Below are 17,270 nucleotides of genomic sequence, written 5' to 3'. Positions count from 1 at the left end.
TACGGGATCAGGGCCGGGGCCGGGTGCGCGTGAAGTCGGGCGCCCGCTTGCCGAGGAACGCGGCGACGCCCTCACGGCCCTCGTCGGAGGCGGCCGCGGCGGCGAGCGCGCGGGCCTCGCGGTCCAGGTGCGGGCCGAGGTCCGCGGTCAGTCCGGCGGCGACGAGCCGACGGGTGGCGCCGAAGGCCCCCGTGGGCCCACGGCGCAGGGCTTCGGCCGTGCGCGCGGCCTCCGCGGCCAGCTCGTCGGCCGCGACCACCCGGCTCACCAGACCGATCGCCGCGGCTTCGGCCGCCTGGATGCGACGGTTCGTCAGCAGCAGGTCCAGGGCCCGTTTGGGTCCGATGAGGCGGGGCAGTGACCAGCTCGCTCCGGCGTCCGGTGAGTAGCCGATGCCGGTGTACGCGGCGGTGAACGAGGCGTTGTCGGCGGCGAGGGTCACATCGGCGGCCGCGGCCAGTCCGATGCCCGCGCCGGCGACGGCGCCCTGCACGGCGGCCACCAGGGGCGCGTCGATCGCGGCGAACGTGCGCAGGGCATCGTGCAGCGCGTCGGTCACCGCGATGAGGTGCTTCTGCAGCGCCTCACCAGAGAGCTGCGAGAACTCCCTGAGGTCGCCGCCGACGCAGAAGGACTTCCCCTCGCCGGTGAGCAGCACGGCCCGTACGGGCTCACGAGCGCAGGCCCGGGCTGCCTCCAGCAGTCCGCGCGCCATCTCCAGGTCGATGGCGTTTCCGGCCTCGCCCCGGCGCAGGGTGACGCGGGCGAGACCGCCGTCCCGTATGTCGATGCCGACCCTCATCGCGCCGTCCATCCACCGTCGACGGTCAGGACCTGGCCGGTGCAGTACGTGGAGGCGTCCGAGGCGAGGAACAGCAGCGCGCCGTCGAGTTCGTGGGCGTCGCCGCCGCGGCGCAGCAGCGTGTTGCGGTCGACCCAGCGGCTGGAGCGCTCGTCGCCGAAGAGGTCCGCGGTCATCTCGGTGCGGAACCACCCCGGGGCGAGGGCGTTCACGCGGATTCCGTCACGGCCCCACTGTCCGGCCAGCTCGCGGGTCAGGCCGATGAGTCCGGCCTTGGACGCGGAGTAGCTCGCGCCGCCGAGCGGTGCGGCTGTGACGAGGCCGAGGATGGAGGAGACGTTGATGATGCTCTTGCCCGTGGTCTGGGAGGGCGTCTCGGCGGTGAGCCGGGCGAGGTGGAAGGGCGCGGTGAGGTTGACGCCGAGCACATCGGCGAAGGCGTCCGACGACTCGTCCTCGGCACGTGTCTCGCCGGAGCTGGCCGCGTTGTTGACCAGGACGTCGATGCGGCCGGTTCCGGCCAGCGCGGTCTCGGCCAGCCGCGTGCGGTCGGCCTCGAGCGAGACGTCGCAGGCCACGGGGTGGATGCGTGCGTCGGAGTCGGCGAGTTCCTTCAGCCGGTCGATGCGGCGGGCGGCGGCGAAGACAGTGGCGCCTGCCTGCGCGAGGACGGCGGCGAAGCGGGCGCCGAGCCCCGCGGAGGCACCCGTGACGATGGCTGTCCTGCCCTCCAGCGAGAACAGCTCGGCGGCGGATCGAGGCGCGCTCACTCGTCAACGCCGATCGGCAGGGCGGTCGCGCCGCCGTCGAGCACCAGGGTCTGGCCGGTCATCCAGGAGGAGGCGTCGGAGGCCAGGAAAAGGGCCGCGTTCGCCACGTCCTCCACCGTGCCGAGGCGCCGCAGCGGCAGCTTGGCGGTGAGGATGGGTTCGCGGACCTCCCACACGGCCCGCGCCAGCTCCGTCTTGATCAGTCCGGGGGCGATGGCGTTCACCCTTGCCCGCGGCCCGAGTTCGTACGCGAGCTGTCGGGTCATGTGCAGCATGGCGGCCTTGGTGGCGTTGTAGTAGCCGATGTGCGGGTCGACGATCAGCCCGCCGACGGAGGCGATGTTGATGACCGCTCCCCCGTGCTCGGCCATCCAGGCCCGCCAGGCGCACCGGGTCCAGGCGATCATGCCGTACTGGTTGACGCGGACGGTCTTCTCGGCGCGCGGCAGGTCGAGATCGAGCAGGTCGCCGTTGTACGGGTTGGTCGCCGCGTTGTTGACGAGGACGTCGACCTGGCCGAAGCGCGTCATGGTCTCGTCGATGCAGGCCTCGGCCTGGTCGGGTTCGCCGGCGTTGGCGACCACCGTGTGGATGTCGCCGTCGCCCTTGACGCGCAGCAGCTCCTCGCGGGCCTCGGCGAGTCCGGCCGCCTTCCGGGCGGCGATGACCACGTGAGCGCCCGCTGTCCGGTAGGCGGTGGCGATGCCGAGGCCGATGCCGCGGGATCCGCCGGTGATGACGGCGACCTTGCCGTCGAGGGTGTTGGCGCTCACGCTGCTCCTGCCTTCGTGTCGGTCTTCTGCTGCTCGGCCTTCGGGTGGCTCTGCTTGTACTTGGCGAGTTCCTGGCGGGCCACCGTCCGTAGATGCACCTCGTCGGGGCCGTCGGCGATGCGCAGCGCCCGCGTGATGGCGTACAGCCGGGCCAGTACGGTGTCGTCGCTGACGCCCGCCGCGCCGTGCGCCTGCACCGCGCGGTCGACGACCTTATGGGCGACCTCCAGTGCCGCCACCTTGATCGCGGCGACTTCCATACGGGCGGCGGCGTTGCCGACGGTGTCCATCAGCCAGGCGGACTTCAGGACGAGGAGGCGCAGCTGCTCGATCTCGATGCGGCTGCGGGCGATCCACTCGCGTACGACGCCCCGGTCGGCGAGCGGCCCTCCGAAGGCGACGCGCTCGGTGACTCGCTCGCACATCAGCTGCAGGGCGCGCTCCGCAAAGCCGACGGCGCGCATGGCGTAGTGCATGCGCCCCGGGCCGAGCCGCCCCTGGGCGAGCGCGAAGCCCTCCCCTTCGCCGCTGAGGATGTTCTCCACCGGTACGCGGACGTTCTCGAAGAGCACCTCGCCGTGCCCGCACCGGTCGGTGTAGCCGAACATCGGCAGGTCGCGCACGACCGTGACGCCCGGGGTGTCACGGGGGATGAGCAGCATGCTCTGCTGCCGGTAGGTGGGCGCGTCCGGGTCGGTCTTGCCCATCAGGATGATCAGCTTGCAGTCCGGGTCGAGGATCCCGGAGGTGTACCACTTGCGGCCGTTGACGACGTAGTGGTCGCCGTCGCGGGTGATGCGGGTGCGGATGTTGCGGGCGTCGGAGCTGGCGACCTCGGGCTCGGTCATGGCGAAGCACGAGCGGATCTCCGCCTCCAGCAGGGGCTTCAGCCAGCGCTCCTGCTGCTCGGGCGTGCCGTACAGCGCGAGCAGCTCCATATTGCCGGTGTCGGGCGCCGAGCAGTTGAACACCTCGGGACCGATGATGGACCGGCCCGCCAGCTCCATGAGCGGCGCGTACTCGAGGTTGGTGAGCCCCGCGCCCCAGTCGCCGTGCGCCATGAAGAGGTTCCACAGGCCGTCGGCGCGCGCCTTCTCCTTCAGTTCGGTCATCACCGGCGGCAGCGCGTGCGGATCGTCGGCCTCGGCGAGCTGCCGGTCGTAGACGGCTTCCGCCGGATAGACGTGCTGTTCCATGAACGACCGCATGCGGTCCTGGAGTTCACTCGCCCGTGGCGAGAATCCGAAGTCCACGATTGCTCCTCTTCGCCGAGGGCCTGGCCGGCTCGGCGTACGTCCCAAGTGCTGTGGCGTGTGCGGTGCGTCCGCTTGTGCGGGCGGCCCGCGTGTGGTCGTTCCGGCGGCTTGTGTAGCCGTTCCGGATCAGCCGAGGATGTCGCGCGCCGTGCGGATCATCGCGGCGATGGTGGGCGGCAGGCGCTCCTGGTCCGGGTCGTGGTGCTTGCCCTCGCGGTGCCGGCGCAGGTTGTGGCCCATGATCGCGGCCATCTTCATGCGGCCCAGCGCCCGGAACCAGTCCATCGAGGGCAGGGCGGGCCGGCCGTCGAGGTAGGTGTCCAGCAGCTCGGCCTCGGTGGGCAGGCCGGGCACGGCGCGGCCCAGTTGCGGAAAGTTGCGGTGGTCGGCGAAGAGCAGGAACCAGCCGAGGTCGATGCGCGGGTCCCCGACGCTCCAGATCTCCCAGTCGACGACGGCCACCGGGCGCTCACCGGCGCACAGCACGTTCCCGAGGCGGAAGTCGCCGTGCAGCAGCACCGGAGCGAGGCCGCCGGGCACCTCGTCGGCGAGGCGTGTCAGCAACTCCTCGCCACCGGGGCGGAGTTCGGCCGGTACGGCGTGCATGGTGCGGCTCCACCGCTCCAGCTCGCCGGCCGCGTCAAGTGGTTCCGGCGCGTCCAGCCCGGGCGTACGGACGTCGGTGTCGTGCAGCCGCCGCAACACCGAAGCAACCTCCAGCATCCGCGCCCGCGCCGTCGCGGGAGCCACCTCGGGCTCATCGAGTACGGGCTCGACAGCCTCCCCGGCGGCGAAATCCATGGCGAACCAGGCAGGTTGTGTCTCATCGACGGCCCCGACACCCGGCACCGGCACCGGCGAGCCAGACAGCGCTCTCAGTACGCGCGCCTGACGCAGCACATCGTTGCGCCCGACGGGCCGCTGCCCGGGAGGCACCGCCTTCACGACGTACTTCGTGTCCCCCGCCGTGACCGAGTACGTCAGCCCCGAGTGCCCGCCCGGCAGGGTCCGCAACTCACCGATCGGCGCCCCTGGATGGCGGCGGGCGAGACGGTCGCGGACGCGGACGGCCAGCTCCGGCACCTGGGTCGCCGTGCTCATCGGACGGGCTCCTTGGGCAGTCCGAGCACTCGCTCGGCGAGGATGTTGTGCTGGATCTCGTCGGTGCCGCCCGCGATGCTGTAGCCGGGCGCCCCGAGGAGGTGCTCCGTCCAGGCGTACGTCCCCCACTCCCCCGTGTCGGCGACGAGGCGAGAACCGAGCAGCTCCGACACCAGGTCGCTCGTACGCCGCATGGTTTCGGTGGCGTAGAGCTTGCCGACCGAAGCCTCCGCGCCGGGCTCGCGTCCGGCGACGAGGGCGGCGGTCACCCGCAGTCCGATGAGCCGCTGGACGAGGGTGCGGATGTACAGGTCGGCGGCCTGCTGCTGTTCACTGCCGGTGAAGGGGCGGCCCAGGTTCCCGGCCAGGTCCAGCGCGCGGTCGGCGTTGTCCAGGCCGAGGTTGCCGGAGTCGAGCCGTTCGGCGGCCAGCACGCTGAGGGTGACCCGCCAGCCCTCACCGACGGGTCCGAGCCGGTCGGTGTCGGGCACGACCACGCCGTCGAGATAGACCTCGTTGAAGCTGGCGCCGCCGGTCATCTGCTGGATGGGCCGCACGGTGACGCCGGGCGCGTCCATGCGCACCAGGAAGACGGTGATCCCCGCGTGCTTGCGGACGTCCGGGTCGGTGCGGCACACCGCGACTCCCCAGGTCGCGACCCGGGCCCCGGAGGTCCACACCTTGTGGCCCTGCAGCACCCAGTTGTCGCCGTCGCGCACCGCCCTGGTGCGCACCGCGGCGAGGTCGGAGCCCGCCTCGGTCTCGGAGAACAGCTGGCAGGCCAGCTCGTCGGTGCGCAGCATGGGGCGCAGCCAGCGCTGCTTCTGCTCCTCGGTGCCCCAGATGCCGATCGCCGGGGCGACGAGCTGCTGCGTCACCGGGAAGATCTCGGTGCGGTGCGGCACGTCGAAGGCCGCCTCTTCGGCGCGGTAGAGCTGCTCGTAGTACGCGGGCAGGCCACGACCCCCGTACGCCTCCTGCCAGTTGAGCGCACCCCACCCCTGGTCGTAGCGGGTGCGCTCCCACTCCTGGGTGCGGGCGGTGTGCTCGCGCTCCTGCTCCTCGGTCCAGTTCTCGAACACGGCGACCGAGTCGGAGCCGCTGCCCCACTCTCCGTCGGCGGCGCGGGGCCGGGCGACCGTGGCGAGCCACTGCCGGGCCTGGGCGCGGAACTCGTCGGGCTCCGGGATGCCGCTCATCTCTGTCTCCACCTCCTCGTTCAGCGGGACTCTCATCGGGACGTTCAGCGGGACAGCACCGTGCAGGCGCTCACGCCGGGTGCGCCGTACACATGGGTGAAGCCGATCCTCGGTTCGCCGGGGACCTGGCGTTCACCGGCCCGGCCGCGCAGCTGCTGGACGACTTCGTAGACCTGGCGCAGCCCCGATGCGCCGATGGGTTCGCCGTTGGCGATGCAGCCGCCGTCGGTGTTGACCGGCAGGTCGCCGCCGATCTCCGTGGCGCCGGAGGCGATCAGCCGTTCCTGCTCGCCGTCCTCGCAGAACCCGCACTCGGCCATGTGCATGACCTCGGCGCCGCTCTCGGTGTCCTGGAGCTGGCAGACGTCGACGTCGCCTGGGCCGATCCCGGCCTCCTCGAACGCGGCCGCCGACGCGTCACGGCTGACGCTGGTCAGGTCGCCGCCGGGGATCCAGGGGCTGAACACCTCGAACGAGCCGAAGCGCCGAGTGCGTACGGCCGCCGAGCGCAGGGTGACCGAGGGGCCGTCCAGGGTGCGGGCGACCTCGGGCGAGCAGAGTACGAGCGCGGCCGCGCCCGCTCCCGGGGAGCAGAACATGTAGCGGGTCAGCGGATCGCTGACCATGCCCGAGTCGAGGATCTCGGTGGCGGACAGCGGCTTGCGCCGCCATGCCTCGGGGGTCAGGACCCCGTTGCGGTACGCCTTCTCGGCGACCAGCGCGAGAGTCCCCGGCGTGATCCCGTGGTCGTGCATATAGCGCTGGATCTTCATGCCGAAGAACTGGGTGGTCACCATCAGCCCGTCGCTGCCGTACTCATCGCCCAGCCCCCAGTCCTCGGGCCTCGGGTCGAAGGCGCCGCGCGGATGCTTGTCGAATCCGACGGCGAGGACGACGTCCGCCATGCCGGAACGGATCGCGTTCACGGCGGAGATCAGCGCGCTGCCGCCGGTAGCACAGCCGTTCTTGACGTTGACGAACGGCAGCCCTGTCAGGCCGAGTTGGGCCACCAGGGTGTCGGCGAGCCCGGCGCTGTCGCTGCCGCCGAATGCGGCCCGCACCCGTGACCACTCGATCCCGGCGTCCGCCAGCGCGGCGTTCACCGCGCTGACGGCCAGCTGACGGCCGCTCGCCTCCGACCGGCCGAACGGGGTGCGCCCGGCACCGCAGATCAGGACGTCGCTGTTCATGAGCCCTCCTCGCCGGGCGTTGCGGGCCTGGCCCGCGGGACGCCGTGGCCCGCGGTCACCGTGAGAGGCATGCCGATACGGACGTCGTCGAGGTCGTCGACCTCCAGTACGGCGGCCACCCGTACGCCTTCCTGCAGCTCGACGTAGCCGACCGCGAACGGCTCGAAGCCCGCAGGCGGGATCTGGTACGGCGGGGACTTGGGTGCGTACCGCTGCACGGTCCAGGTCCACAGGGTGCCCGCGCCGGACAGGGCCGCCGGATCGGCCGGCCCCCCGCAGCGCGGGCACGCCGCGTCCGCGGGGTAGACCGTCACCGAGCAGCCGGAGCAGCGTGCACCCTGGAGCCCGGTGGCCGGACTCCGCGGATCCGTGGTCATCCGGATCAGCGCCCCTGCCACTTGGGCTCGCGCTTCTCCAGGAACGCCGACACGCCCTCGGCGGCGTCCTCCGAGTTGAGCGCCACACCCACAGCGAGGTGCTCCATCACCATCAGCGACTGGGTGTCTGCGTCCAGGCTGCGGTCGATCGTCATCTTGGTGAGCCACATCGTGAACGGGCTCTTGTCGGTGAGGTCACCGATGAAGTCCTCGACCGTCTCGTCCAGCTTGTCGGCCGGCGCGGACTTGTTGATCAGGCCGAACTCGGCAGCCTCGACGCCCGAGAGCAGCTTGCCGGTGAGCATCAGCTCCTTGGTCTTGCGGATGCCGATCATGCGCGGCACCCGGTAGATCGGACCCGCGCCGCCGAACAGCGAGCGGCGGATGTGGAAGTCGCCGATCTTGGCATCGTCCGCGGCGATCGCGAAGTCGCAGGAGATCATGATCTCGAAGCCGCCCGCGGTGACGTAGCCCTCCAGGACCGCGACCGAGGGGGTCTTCATCGAGTAGAGGCGGTCGCACACCTTCGCGGACTTCACCGCGACATCGATGGCGTTCGACTTGCCGACGAAGTCGGCCTTCAGGCTGTCGAGGTCGAAGCCCGAGCAGAAGGTGCCGCCGCGGCCGCGGAACACCAGGACGCGCAGCTCGGGGTCCTCGTCGACCTCGGTGATGATCTCGTCGAGCCGGTCCAGGATCGGCACCGTGACGCAGTTCTTCTTCCACGGGCGGTTGAGCCAGACGCGGGCGACATGACCGTCACGCTCGAACTGGATCTCGTCCTCAACTGCCATCGCTTGGTCCCTCCGATTTCCGAAACTGAACTGAATTCACTACGAGTCTGGGGAGCTGGTGATCCACTGTCAACCCCTGGACCGAGATTGGTTCAGTGGACACACACCGGCCCCGCGCCGGCTCAACTCCGACTGTCCGCCGGGATGTCGACGAGGACCTTGACGCGCCGCCCGTCGCGTACGTCGTGCAGCCCCGCGACGGTGTCGGCGAGCGGGATGTGGTCGAGCCAGCCGTCGGTCGGGTAGCTCCCGGCGGCCATGTGGCCGATGACGCGCTCGAAGACGCCGTCGGGGTACGCCTCCGAGCCGAGCAGGGCGAGTTCGGCCAGGCGCACGACGGAGGCGTCGATGGCGACCGGGCCCGAGTACAGGGCCACCATCACGATCGGAGCCTGGGCGGCCACCGAGCGGATGGCGGTGTTCAACGCCTCCGGCCGGCCCGAGCACTCGACGGCGGCGTCCACACCGCGGCCTCGGGTGTGGCTCATCACCTCCTCGACCACGTCGACGGCGCCCGGATCGAGTACGCGGGCGCCATGCCGTTCGGCCGCCGCGCGCCTGGACGGCGAAGGCTCCACCACCAGCACGTCATGGAGTCCGTGCGCCCTGAGCGCGAACAGCGCGCCCATGCCGACCGCACCCGCGCCCGTCACCAGGGCACTTCCACCGGCGGGCACACGGGCCCGCTCCACGGCGTTCAGAGCCACCGCCATGGGCTCGACCAGGGCTCCCCGTTCCAGCGACACGGCGTCGGGCAGCGGATGCACGGATCCGGCCGGAACGACCACGTACTGGGCGAGTCCGCCCCCGGGGGACGTCACCCCGATCGCCGCCAGGGCCCTGCACAGATGGGACAGTCCGGACGTGCATCGCGGACACGTTCCGCAGGTGCGGATCGGCCGCACGCAGACCCGGCTGCCAGGGGCCACCCGGTCGACACCTTCACCGCAGGCCACGACGGTACCGGCGAACTCGTGCCCCAGAGTCTGCGGCAGCGTGGCGCCGGTCAGCGGATTGGGCTCATGCGTGGCGCGCGGGGTCTCGAAGTACTCGTGGACGTCGGTTCCGCAGATCCCCGCGTACGCCACGCGGATCTTCACCTCGCCCGGCCCCGGCTCGGGTTCGGGCATCTCCTCGATCCGCAGGTCCTTGGCTCCGTACAGCCTGGCAGCAAGCATTGGCTCCTCCTCGGCGTCATTCCCGAACGACACCCTCGAGCCTGCCACCGAACTGAACTGACTTCAATGGATCTGCTTGAGACCCGCACCTACTTCGGTTCAGTATGGAGAAGTCTTTTGGTGCGTACGTCTGTTGGTGCGTACGTCTGTTGGTGCGGGTGGAAGGATCTTCATGTCTGACATGACACGTCTTGGCGTCGTCGGCTGCGGCCTCATGGGCTCCGGCATCGCCGAGGTCGCCGCACTGCGCGGCCTCGACGTCACCGTCGCGGAGTCGACCCCGGAGCTGGCCGCCGCCGGGCGCGACCGCGTCACCGCGTCCCTGGACCGCGGTCTGCGGCGCGGCAAGCTCAGCGAGGCCGCCCGCGAACAGGCCCTGGCCCGGCTCTCGTTCACCCACGATCTGGGCGAGCTTGCGGACCGGCAGTTCGTCATCGAGGCCGTCGCCGAGAACCGGGAGGCGAAGCTCGAGGTCTTCCGTCAGCTGGACAAGGTGGTCACCGATCCTGACGCCGTCCTCGCCACCAACACCTCTTCGCTACCCGTCGTCGACCTCGCCGTCGCCACGGGCCGGGCCGCGCAGGTCGTGGGCCTGCACTTCTTCAACCCCGTACCGGTGCAGAAGCTGGTCGAGGTGATCCCCGCCCTCACCACCAGCGCCGACACGCTGGCCCGCGCCCGGGACTTCGCCGGCCGGCGGCTCGGCAAGAAGGTCATCCAGGCACCCGACCGCTCGGGCTTCGTGGTCAACGCGCTGCTCGTGCCGTATCTGCTCTCCGCGATCCGCATGGTGGAGTCCGGCGCGGCGCGTCCCGAGGACGTCGACAGCGGCATGGAGCTGGGCTGCGCCCACCCGATGGGCCCGCTGCGGCTGCTCGACCTGATCGGCCTGGACACGGCCCAGGCCGTCGCCGACTCGATGTACGAGGAGTTCAAGGAACCGCTGTACGCCGCTCCTCCGCTGCTTCAGCGGATGGTCGCCGCGGGGCATCTGGGGCGTAAGAGCGGACGCGGGTTCTACGAGTACGACGCCTGACCGCATGTGCCAGCCCCTGGTTCGCAGGTTCGTTGCATAACCATCCCCGACTGATGACATCCCAGGAGGCAATCGATGTGGCCGACGCATCCCCCCATGGTCGAACTCGCCGCGCAGTACCGAGCTATTGGGGCATGGCGGGATCGCCCGGTCGGCTGGTACCTGACGCGGGCAGCCGCCCTGTGGCCGGACGCGCTCGCCGTGGTCGACGGTGACCGCCACCTCACATTCGCCGAAGTCGACCGGCAGGCGGCGGCGCTGGCCGCGGCCCTCCACGCTCGCGGTATCGGTCAGGATGACGTCGTCTCGTTCCAGTTGCCCAACCGAGCCGAAGCGGTCGTGTTGTTCCAGGCGATCATGAAGGTGGGTGCCGTCGCCAACCCGATCGTGCCCATCTATCGCGGTCACGAGCTCCGCTTCATCCTCGGCCAGGCGCAAACGAAGATCGTGTTTGTGCCGAGCCGTTACCGGGGCTTCGACTATCCAGAGCTCTACAAGGGTCTGGGCGGTGACCTTCCCGAGCTGCGGGACGTGGTGGTCGTCGGCGGCCGCACCGGTGACAGCACGGGAGAGTCCCTCACGATCTCCTGGGAGGCGTTCCTCGACTCTGCCGGCCCCGATCCGGCAGCCACAGTGCGTGCCCTGCCCGAGCCCGATCCCGACCAGGTTTGCCTGCTGCTCTACACCTCGGGTACGACCGCAGACCCCAAGGGGGCGCTGCACAGCCACAACACGCTGGTGTTCGAGAACTTCTCCATGATCGACCAGTTCACGTTGAACGAACGCGACGTGATTTTCAACCCGTCCCCGGTCACCCATGTCACGGGGGTGAACTGCGCCCTCATTCTGCCGTTCCTGCTCGGCGCTCCGGTGGTCCTCCAGGACCTGTGGGACCCGAAACTCGCGTTGCACCGGATCACCACCAGCGGAGCGAGCTTCATGATCTTCTCGACGCCCTTCCTGACCGACCTGCTTTGCGCCGCCGAGGCCGCGGACGTGATAACGCCGACGATCCGCTACATCGTCTGCGGCGGCGCGGACATCCCCGACGAGCTCACCCGCCGGGCCACTGATCGGCTCGGTGTGGTGACCCGAATGTACGGGGCGACCGAAGGCCCCTCAGTGACCGCGGCCAACCGCTGGGACCCGTCCGGGATCCGCACCCACACCGACGGTGTGCCCCTCGCCCCGACCGAGGTCGTAATCTCGGACGGGGCGGGCGCATCGGTCCAGCAGGGCGTCATCGGGGAGGTGCTGTGGCGCGGGCCGGACACCTGCCTCGGATATCTCGACAGCCAGCTGAACGAAGCCGCATTCACCTCGGACGGCTGGTTCCGCAGCGGCGACCTGGCCCGGTTCGACGCGCACGGCGCAATCCATATCGAGGGGCGGATCAAGGACATCATCACCCGCTCGGGCGAGAAGATCAGCGTCCACGAAGTGGAGAACCTGCTCGGCGAGCATCCCGCTGTCGCCGAGGTTGCCGTCGTTGCCGGACCCGACCGCCGGACAGGCGAGCGGGGCTGCGCGTTCGTGGTGACCACCGAGGGACGGGAGCTCACTCTCGAGGAGGTCAGGGCCCACCTGACTGAGCGTGAAATTGCCACCCAGAAGATCCCTGAGAGCCTCATTGTCGTCGACGCCCTGCCACACACGGCAAGCGGCAAGATCAAAAAGTTCGCCCTCCGGGAGTGGCTGCACAGCCGCGGAAAGATGCCGCAGCGGATGGCCGACATGACAGTCCTTGCCGTCCACGAAAGGTGAGATGAAACAACCGCGCGGTGATCGCAGCGGTGCACGGGCCGGCACTCGGCTGCGCCTGGGCTTGGTGGCCTGGTGCGGATGCGGCAAAGGAGCACCGCACCCGCACCCCCAGCCAGTCGCTCACGGCTGCGAGCCGCCGACGTGGAACCACGCGGGTACCCGCCGACCCAGCGCCCAGCCGACGTCTGGTCTCTGGTGCGGGGTCACAGCGGCCTCACCGCGACCGCCTCCGCCGCCGCCCGGCCCTCCGCGACCGCGTGCGCGATGCGGCGCGGCACGACGCAGTCACCGACCGCGCGGACGGTCTGGCCGTCAGCCGGAGTGAAGTCGGGGCGCCGAGGGAGGCGTTCGCCGACGGTCACCAGGACGTCGGCGGCGAGGTCCGTCTCCTGGCCGTCCAGCACATGGCGCAGCCGCACACTGTCGGTAGTCGTCGAGGTCACGGTGCTCATTGCGACGACGCGCAGGGGCGCACCGGTGAGGCGGTTCATCAGCTGGGTGCGGTTCTCCGGCGACAGGCCCGTCGCGAAACCGTTGCCGGGCGTGATGACCGTGACCTCACGGGCGCCGGCCGCCAGCGCGCTCTCGACGGCGCTGATGCCCTGCCACCAGCCGAACCCGTCGTCGAGCACGGCGACCCTGGGCGCGCTCGGTACCACCTCGGCGTACCGGTGGAGGAAGTCCGTGCTGGTGAGCGTGGGGAGTTCGCCCGGCACGGGCACGACCGCCTCCTCCGCCCCGGTGGCGAGCACGATCTGGGAGTACTCGGCGAGTTCGGCGGACGTCGGTGACGTACCGAGAACCACGCGGACGCCAAGGTCGGCGAGCTGGTCTCGCTGGTAGTCCACCAACTTCTGCCACCCGGAGCGGTGTGCGGCGAGGGACGCGAGGCGCGCCTGGCCGCCGACTTCCCCAGCGGAGTCGAAGACGACCACCCTGCCGCCGCTGCGGGCGAGCGCCATCGCGCACTCCATGCCCGCGGGGCCCGCGCCCAGGACGGCGACGGAGCCGGTGCGGGAGCCCGGCCGCGTGATCATCAGCGGAACGGCCGGGCGGGTCGCGGCACCCGGCGGGCCGAGTTCGGGATTCACCGAGCAGGACCCGGTGGGTTCGAAGGTCCGGCAGCCCTCGTTGCAGCCCGTGCAGGGGCGTACGGAGCGCTCGTCGCCGGCGATCACCTTGCGGGCGAAGTCCGGGTCGGCGATGAACGGCCGCGCCATGCCGACCAGATCAGCCCCCGAGTCCAGCGCCCGCTCGATGTCGGCGCCCGACCGGAACCCCTGGCTGACCAGCAACGGCAGTGCGACCGCCGCGCGCAGCCGGGCCACGGCGTCCAGCAGCGGCGGACGGGCGGTGGCCATGCCGGGGACGTAGGTGTTGCGGACGCCGGTGGTGACGTTGACGTACGCGAAGGGGGAGGCGGCGCTCAGGCGCGGGAGGAGTTCGATCAGGTCGTCGAGGCCGAGTCCGGAGTCCTCGCCGGGCTCCACCGAGACCCGTACGCCGATGGGGAGTTCACCGATCTCGGTGCGGATCGCGTCGATCACCTGGGCGAGCAGGGCGATCCGGTCGCCGTACTCGTCGTCGCGGGTGTTGTTGACGCGGGAGAGGAACTGGGCGAGCAGATAGCCGTGTCCGGCGTGCAGCTCGACGCCGTGGAAGCCGGCCTGCACGCTGTTGGCCGCCGAGACACGGAAGGCGTCGACGACACGGCGTACCTCTTCGGTGCTCAGCGCGTGCGGCGCGGTCGCCTCACGGGGTGAGCGGACGGCGGCCGCGGACACCGGCGCGTAGTACGTACCCGCGCCCAGGGTCTCCCGGCCGAGGTGGACGAGCTGGGCGATGGCCACCGCACCGCCGTCGGTGATGGCCTCGGCCCGCCGGCGCACGGAGTCCTTGATCTCGGGGCGCCATGCCTCGGTCAGGTAGCGCTGCGGCAGTGTCGACTCCGGGGCCACGGCGGTGCCACCGGTGATCACCATGCCCACCCCGCCCTGTGCCAGGCGCCGCCAGTAGGCCGCATCGGCCTCGGTGGGGGCGCCGTCGGCGACGGCGGCGGTGGCGTGGGCGGTGGCGACCAGGCGGTTGCGGAGGGTGAGACCGCCGAGCGTGAACGGCGTGGCGAGGGCGAGGTCGATGGGTTGCGTCATGTGGCTCACTTCCTGCTCAGGCGGCGGACCGGGTGGCGAGACCGATGAGTTCGGCGAGCCGGGCCCGGTGCCGGTCCGCCGTGCCGAACAGCACCTCACTGCTGCGCGCCCGGCGCACGTACAGATGCGCCGGATGCTCCCAGGTGAAGCCGATCCCGCCGTGCAGCTGGACGTACTCGGCGGTCGCCAGGCGGAAGGTCTCGGAGCAGACAGCGGCGGCGGCGCTCGCGGCCACCGGCAGCTGCGGTGACGCGGTGGCCACGCAGGCGGTCGCGTACGAGGATGCCGAGCGGGCGGCCTCGAGGACGACCAGTACGTCGGCCAGCCGGTGCTTGACCGCCTGGAAGGAGCCGATGGGGCGCCCGAACTGCTGGCGTTGCGCGACAAATTCGACGGTTGCGTCGAGCGCATGGCCGCTTCCGCCGATCTGCTCGGCGGCGAGCGCTGCCCGCCCGGCGTCGAGGGTCGCCGTCACCTCACCCGAGTCACCCACCGGTGTGGCGGGTGCGCCGCGGAACTCCACGAGGGCCTGGCGTCGCGTCTCGTCCAGGACGCGACGCGGTGTCCGCGTGCAGGTGTCCCCGTTCGGCTCGCATGCGAACAGCCGTGGGCCGTCGGTGGTCCGTGCCCGTACCACGATCAAATCTGCACCGGCTCCGTCGAGCACGAAGCCCGCTGCGCCACGCAGCACCCAGCCCGAGGCGCCGCGCTCGGCGCTGATGAGGGGCTCGTCGTCGTGGAAACCGGCCACCGTCGCGGTGAGCGTGCCGTCGGCGATCCGCGGCAGGTAGCGCTCGCATGCCTGCCGGTCACCGCTGTTCAGCAGGGCGTACCCGGCGAGCACCACGGTGGGCAGCAGCGGGGCGCAGCACAGGGCGCGCCCGGACTCCTCCAGTGCCACGGCGAGTTCGGCGAAGGTGAAGCCGGATCCGCCGTACTCATCGGGGATCGCGAGCCCGTGCACACCGATCTCGCCGGCCATCCGTGCCCACAGGGCTTCGTCGTGTCCGCGCGGGGTGGCCAGATGCTTGCGGACGTCCTCGGGTCCGCTCGCTTCGGTGAAGAAGTCACGCAGGACCGTGCGGAGTTCCCGTTGTTCCTCGGTCTCGGACAGCAGCTGGGGGTCGATCTCGGGATGACGACGGTGCATGGGGCCTCCAAGGCAGGAAACTGGTTGAACGGTCTGGTGGCCGCGCGCCGACGGCGGGGACAGGCGGTGATCCGAGGGCGCTCTGCCGCCGGGGCTCGGCCGCGGCGGTGATCCGAGGGCGCTCTGCCGCCGGGGCTCGGCCGCGGCGGCGAGCCGGGCGGGTCAGCGCGCCCCGGGTCCGGTTCCGTGCGGAACGTTCCGGGTCACCGACTGCGGAAGCTCTTGGCTCGGGTCGATCGAGATCGTCTTCGTCAGCAGGTACTCTTCGACGGCGTCCGGGCCGTGTTCGCGCCCGAGCCCCGACTTCTTGAAGCCGCCGAACGGCGAGCCCAGGTCGGCCGCGAAGGTATTGACCGAGAACGTGCCCGTGCGCACCCGCCGGGCGATCTCGAACCCGTGTGTCGTGTCCGCCGTGAACACGGAGCCCGCCAGCCCCAGATCACTGTCGTTGGCGATACGCACGGCGTCGTCCTCGCCGCGGTGCGGGATGAGGGAGGCCACGGGCCCGAAGATCTCCTCCCTCGACACCCTCATCCCGTTGTGTGCATCGGTGATGAGGGTCGGCTCGAAGTACCACCCACGGTTCAGGTGCGATGGCCGACGGCCGCCCGAGGCGATGGTCGCGCCCTCCTTGCGGGCCACGTCCACGTAGTACTCGGCGCGGTCACGCTGGCGGGATGTGACCAGCGGGCCGACCACCGTGTCGGCTTCCATGGGGTCGCCGACCTTGAGCGAGGCGAACGCGTCGGCCAGGGCCTCCGCGTAGGCCGGGTACTGGGATTCGGGAACCAGCAGTCGTGTCTGGGCGACACAGCTCTGGCCCGAATTGGTGCCGACGCTGGCCCCGACAAGGGTGGGCAGCACGTCCTCCATCTTTGCGTCCTCGAGCACGATGGCCGCGGACTTGCCGCCGAGCTCCAGCACGCACGGCCGTACGAGTTCTCCGCAGGCCGCAGCGATCCTGGCGCCGACGTCGACGGAGCCGGTGAAGCTGACCATGTCCACACCGGGGTGGCGGACCAGGTACTCGGACTCGGGTGCCCGCGCAGCGACGACGTTGAGGACACCGGGAGGCAGGCCGATCTCCTCGCAGATCTCGCCGACCACGAATGTCGCCAGCGGGTTGGGCTCGGTGACCTTGACGATGACGGTGCAGCCCGCGATCAGCGCCGGTCCGGCCTTCTGGCCGATCGCGGGCAGCGCGAAGTTGTACGCCGGGAAGGCGGCGACCAAGCCGACGGGCTCCTTGACGACCAGGCTGGACCCGGCCATGGGGATGATGCTTCCTCCTGCCGACTTGCCCGAGAGCGGGGAGAGGTCGCTGATGCGCACCTCGTCCGTCTGCAGGCTCCGGCCGATCTCGGCGGAGTAGTTGAAGCTCATGACGGGCGACACCGTCTGGTAGACCTGCGACAGGAACAGCGTGCAGCCGAGCTCTTCGGTGATCAGCTCGGCCAGCTCGTTCCGTCGCCTCTCGATCCCGTCCGCCAGACGGGAGACGTAGTCGGCTCGCTCTGCCGGGGTGAGCCTGGGCCACTCCCCTTCGTCGAACGCGTGCCTGGCCGCGGCGACCGCGGCGTCGATGTCCTCCTTCGAGGCGGCGGGGACCCGCCCGATGCGCTGCTCGGACCTCGGGGAGATCACGTCGAAGTTGTCCGTGCCCTCGGCCGCTCGCCAGGACCCGTTGATGAAGAAGGCCTTGTGATCGATGGCTGTCATCTTTCCCTCCC

Annotated in this window: 15 protein-coding genes; 2 read left to right on the top strand and 13 right to left on the bottom strand. The window is 70.8% G+C overall.

Annotated elements, in window-relative coordinates:
• Positions 1-7: 7 nt before the first annotated feature.
• From ABT009_RS02925 to ABT009_RS02880, 10 genes are all read right to left on the bottom strand, one after another.
• On the bottom strand, positions 8-814 hold the full coding sequence (locus ABT009_RS02925; RefSeq protein WP_351288862.1) for an enoyl-CoA hydratase-related protein: 807 nt from the start codon (positions 812-814) through the stop codon (positions 8-10).
• Positions 799-1,572, bottom strand: a complete 774-nt coding sequence (locus tag ABT009_RS02920; RefSeq protein ID WP_351288860.1) for an SDR family NAD(P)-dependent oxidoreductase — start codon at positions 1,570-1,572, stop codon at positions 799-801. The genes ABT009_RS02925 and ABT009_RS02920 overlap by 16 nt, the downstream gene beginning before the upstream one ends.
• Complete coding sequence (locus ABT009_RS02915) at positions 1,569-2,345, bottom strand: SDR family oxidoreductase (protein ID WP_351288858.1); 777 nt, start codon at positions 2,343-2,345, stop codon at positions 1,569-1,571. Before ABT009_RS02915 ends, ABT009_RS02920 begins: the two co-directional genes overlap by 4 nt.
• Complete coding sequence (locus ABT009_RS02910) at positions 2,342-3,598, bottom strand: acyl-CoA dehydrogenase family protein (RefSeq protein WP_351288856.1); 1,257 nt, start codon at positions 3,596-3,598, stop codon at positions 2,342-2,344. Before ABT009_RS02910 ends, ABT009_RS02915 begins: the two co-directional genes overlap by 4 nt.
• Positions 3,599-3,727: 129 nt before the next feature.
• A complete protein-coding gene (locus ABT009_RS02905; protein ID WP_351288855.1) occupies positions 3,728-4,702 on the bottom strand; it encodes a phosphotransferase family protein in 975 nt (324 codons plus the stop codon).
• Entirely contained in the window at positions 4,699-5,901 is a 1,203-nt protein-coding gene (locus tag ABT009_RS02900) for an acyl-CoA dehydrogenase family protein (protein ID WP_351288853.1), read from the bottom strand. Before ABT009_RS02900 ends, ABT009_RS02905 begins: the two co-directional genes overlap by 4 nt.
• Before the next feature lie 44 nt (positions 5,902-5,945).
• Positions 5,946-7,091 (bottom strand): thiolase family protein, encoded by a 1,146-nt coding sequence (locus ABT009_RS02895; RefSeq protein ID WP_351288851.1) that lies wholly within the window; start codon positions 7,089-7,091, stop codon positions 5,946-5,948.
• Positions 7,088-7,468 carry a Zn-ribbon domain-containing OB-fold protein gene (locus ABT009_RS02890; protein WP_351288849.1) on the bottom strand — a complete coding sequence of 127 codons (381 nt, stop codon included), beginning with the start codon at positions 7,466-7,468 and terminating at the stop codon, positions 7,088-7,090. Before ABT009_RS02890 ends, ABT009_RS02895 begins: the two co-directional genes overlap by 4 nt.
• Before the next feature lie 5 nt (positions 7,469-7,473).
• On the bottom strand, positions 7,474-8,262 hold the full coding sequence (locus ABT009_RS02885; RefSeq protein ID WP_351288847.1) for an enoyl-CoA hydratase/isomerase family protein: 789 nt from the start codon (positions 8,260-8,262) through the stop codon (positions 7,474-7,476).
• Between the two features lie 122 nt (positions 8,263-8,384).
• On the bottom strand, positions 8,385-9,440 hold the full coding sequence (locus tag ABT009_RS02880; RefSeq protein ID WP_351288845.1) for an alcohol dehydrogenase catalytic domain-containing protein: 1,056 nt from the start codon (positions 9,438-9,440) through the stop codon (positions 8,385-8,387).
• 172 nt (positions 9,441-9,612) lie between these two features.
• Between ABT009_RS02880 and ABT009_RS02875 the strand changes: the two genes are divergently transcribed.
• The gene (locus ABT009_RS02875; protein ID WP_351288843.1) at positions 9,613-10,476 is read left to right on the top strand and encodes a 3-hydroxybutyryl-CoA dehydrogenase; all 864 of its coding nucleotides are present in this window, start codon (positions 9,613-9,615) and stop codon (positions 10,474-10,476) included.
• Between the two features lie 75 nt (positions 10,477-10,551).
• Positions 10,552-12,240: an AMP-binding protein gene (locus ABT009_RS02870; RefSeq protein WP_351288841.1), complete on the top strand. Its 1,689-nt coding sequence runs from the start codon at positions 10,552-10,554 to the stop codon at positions 12,238-12,240.
• A 203-nt stretch (positions 12,241-12,443) separates the two neighbouring features.
• Here ABT009_RS02870 and ABT009_RS02865 read toward each other — a convergent pair whose 3' ends face one another.
• From ABT009_RS02865 to ABT009_RS02855, 3 genes are all read right to left on the bottom strand, one after another.
• On the bottom strand, positions 12,444-14,390 hold the full coding sequence (locus ABT009_RS02865) for an oxidoreductase (protein ID WP_351288839.1): 1,947 nt from the start codon (positions 14,388-14,390) through the stop codon (positions 12,444-12,446).
• A gap of 16 nt (positions 14,391-14,406) precedes the next feature.
• Positions 14,407-15,540, bottom strand: a complete 1,134-nt coding sequence (locus ABT009_RS02860) for an acyl-CoA dehydrogenase family protein (protein WP_351288837.1) — start codon at positions 15,538-15,540, stop codon at positions 14,407-14,409.
• A 162-nt stretch (positions 15,541-15,702) separates the two neighbouring features.
• Positions 15,703-17,259, bottom strand: a complete 1,557-nt coding sequence (locus tag ABT009_RS02855; protein WP_351288835.1) for an aldehyde dehydrogenase — start codon at positions 17,257-17,259, stop codon at positions 15,703-15,705.
• Positions 17,260-17,270: the final 11 nt, after the last annotated feature.

Origin of the sequence: Streptomyces sp. NPDC002896, from assembly GCF_040295225.1 — a bacterium.
GTDB lineage: Bacteria > Actinomycetota > Actinomycetes > Streptomycetales > Streptomycetaceae > Streptomyces.
Note: the sequence above shows the minus strand (reverse complement) of the source record. Positions and strands in the feature narration are given on the sequence as shown.

What these genes read in the sequence shown, in the direction of transcription:
- ABT009_RS02900 (WP_351288853.1), bottom strand. Translation starts at nt 5,901, where the DNA reads ATGAGCGGCATCCCGGAGCCCGACGAGTTCCGCGCCCAGGCCCGGCAG.
- ABT009_RS02885 (WP_351288847.1), bottom strand. Translation starts at nt 8,262, where the DNA reads ATGGCAGTTGAGGACGAGATCCAGTTCGAGCGTGACGGTCATGTCGCC.
- ABT009_RS02880 (WP_351288845.1), bottom strand. Translation starts at nt 9,440, where the DNA reads ATGCTTGCTGCCAGGCTGTACGGAGCCAAGGACCTGCGGATCGAGGAG.
- ABT009_RS02895 (WP_351288851.1), bottom strand. Translation starts at nt 7,091, where the DNA reads ATGAACAGCGACGTCCTGATCTGCGGTGCCGGGCGCACCCCGTTCGGC.
- ABT009_RS02890 (WP_351288849.1), bottom strand. Translation starts at nt 7,468, where the DNA reads ATGACCACGGATCCGCGGAGTCCGGCCACCGGGCTCCAGGGTGCACGC.
- ABT009_RS02870 (WP_351288841.1), top strand. Translation starts at nt 10,552, where the DNA reads ATGTGGCCGACGCATCCCCCCATGGTCGAACTCGCCGCGCAGTACCGA.
- ABT009_RS02875 (WP_351288843.1), top strand. Translation starts at nt 9,613, where the DNA reads ATGTCTGACATGACACGTCTTGGCGTCGTCGGCTGCGGCCTCATGGGC.
- ABT009_RS02855 (WP_351288835.1), bottom strand. Translation starts at nt 17,259, where the DNA reads ATGACAGCCATCGATCACAAGGCCTTCTTCATCAACGGGTCCTGGCGA.
- ABT009_RS02925 (WP_351288862.1), bottom strand. Translation starts at nt 814, where the DNA reads ATGGACGGCGCGATGAGGGTCGGCATCGACATACGGGACGGCGGTCTC.
- ABT009_RS02860 (WP_351288837.1), bottom strand. Translation starts at nt 15,540, where the DNA reads ATGCACCGTCGTCATCCCGAGATCGACCCCCAGCTGCTGTCCGAGACC.
- ABT009_RS02905 (WP_351288855.1), bottom strand. Translation starts at nt 4,702, where the DNA reads ATGAGCACGGCGACCCAGGTGCCGGAGCTGGCCGTCCGCGTCCGCGAC.
- ABT009_RS02865 (WP_351288839.1), bottom strand. Translation starts at nt 14,390, where the DNA reads ATGACGCAACCCATCGACCTCGCCCTCGCCACGCCGTTCACGCTCGGC.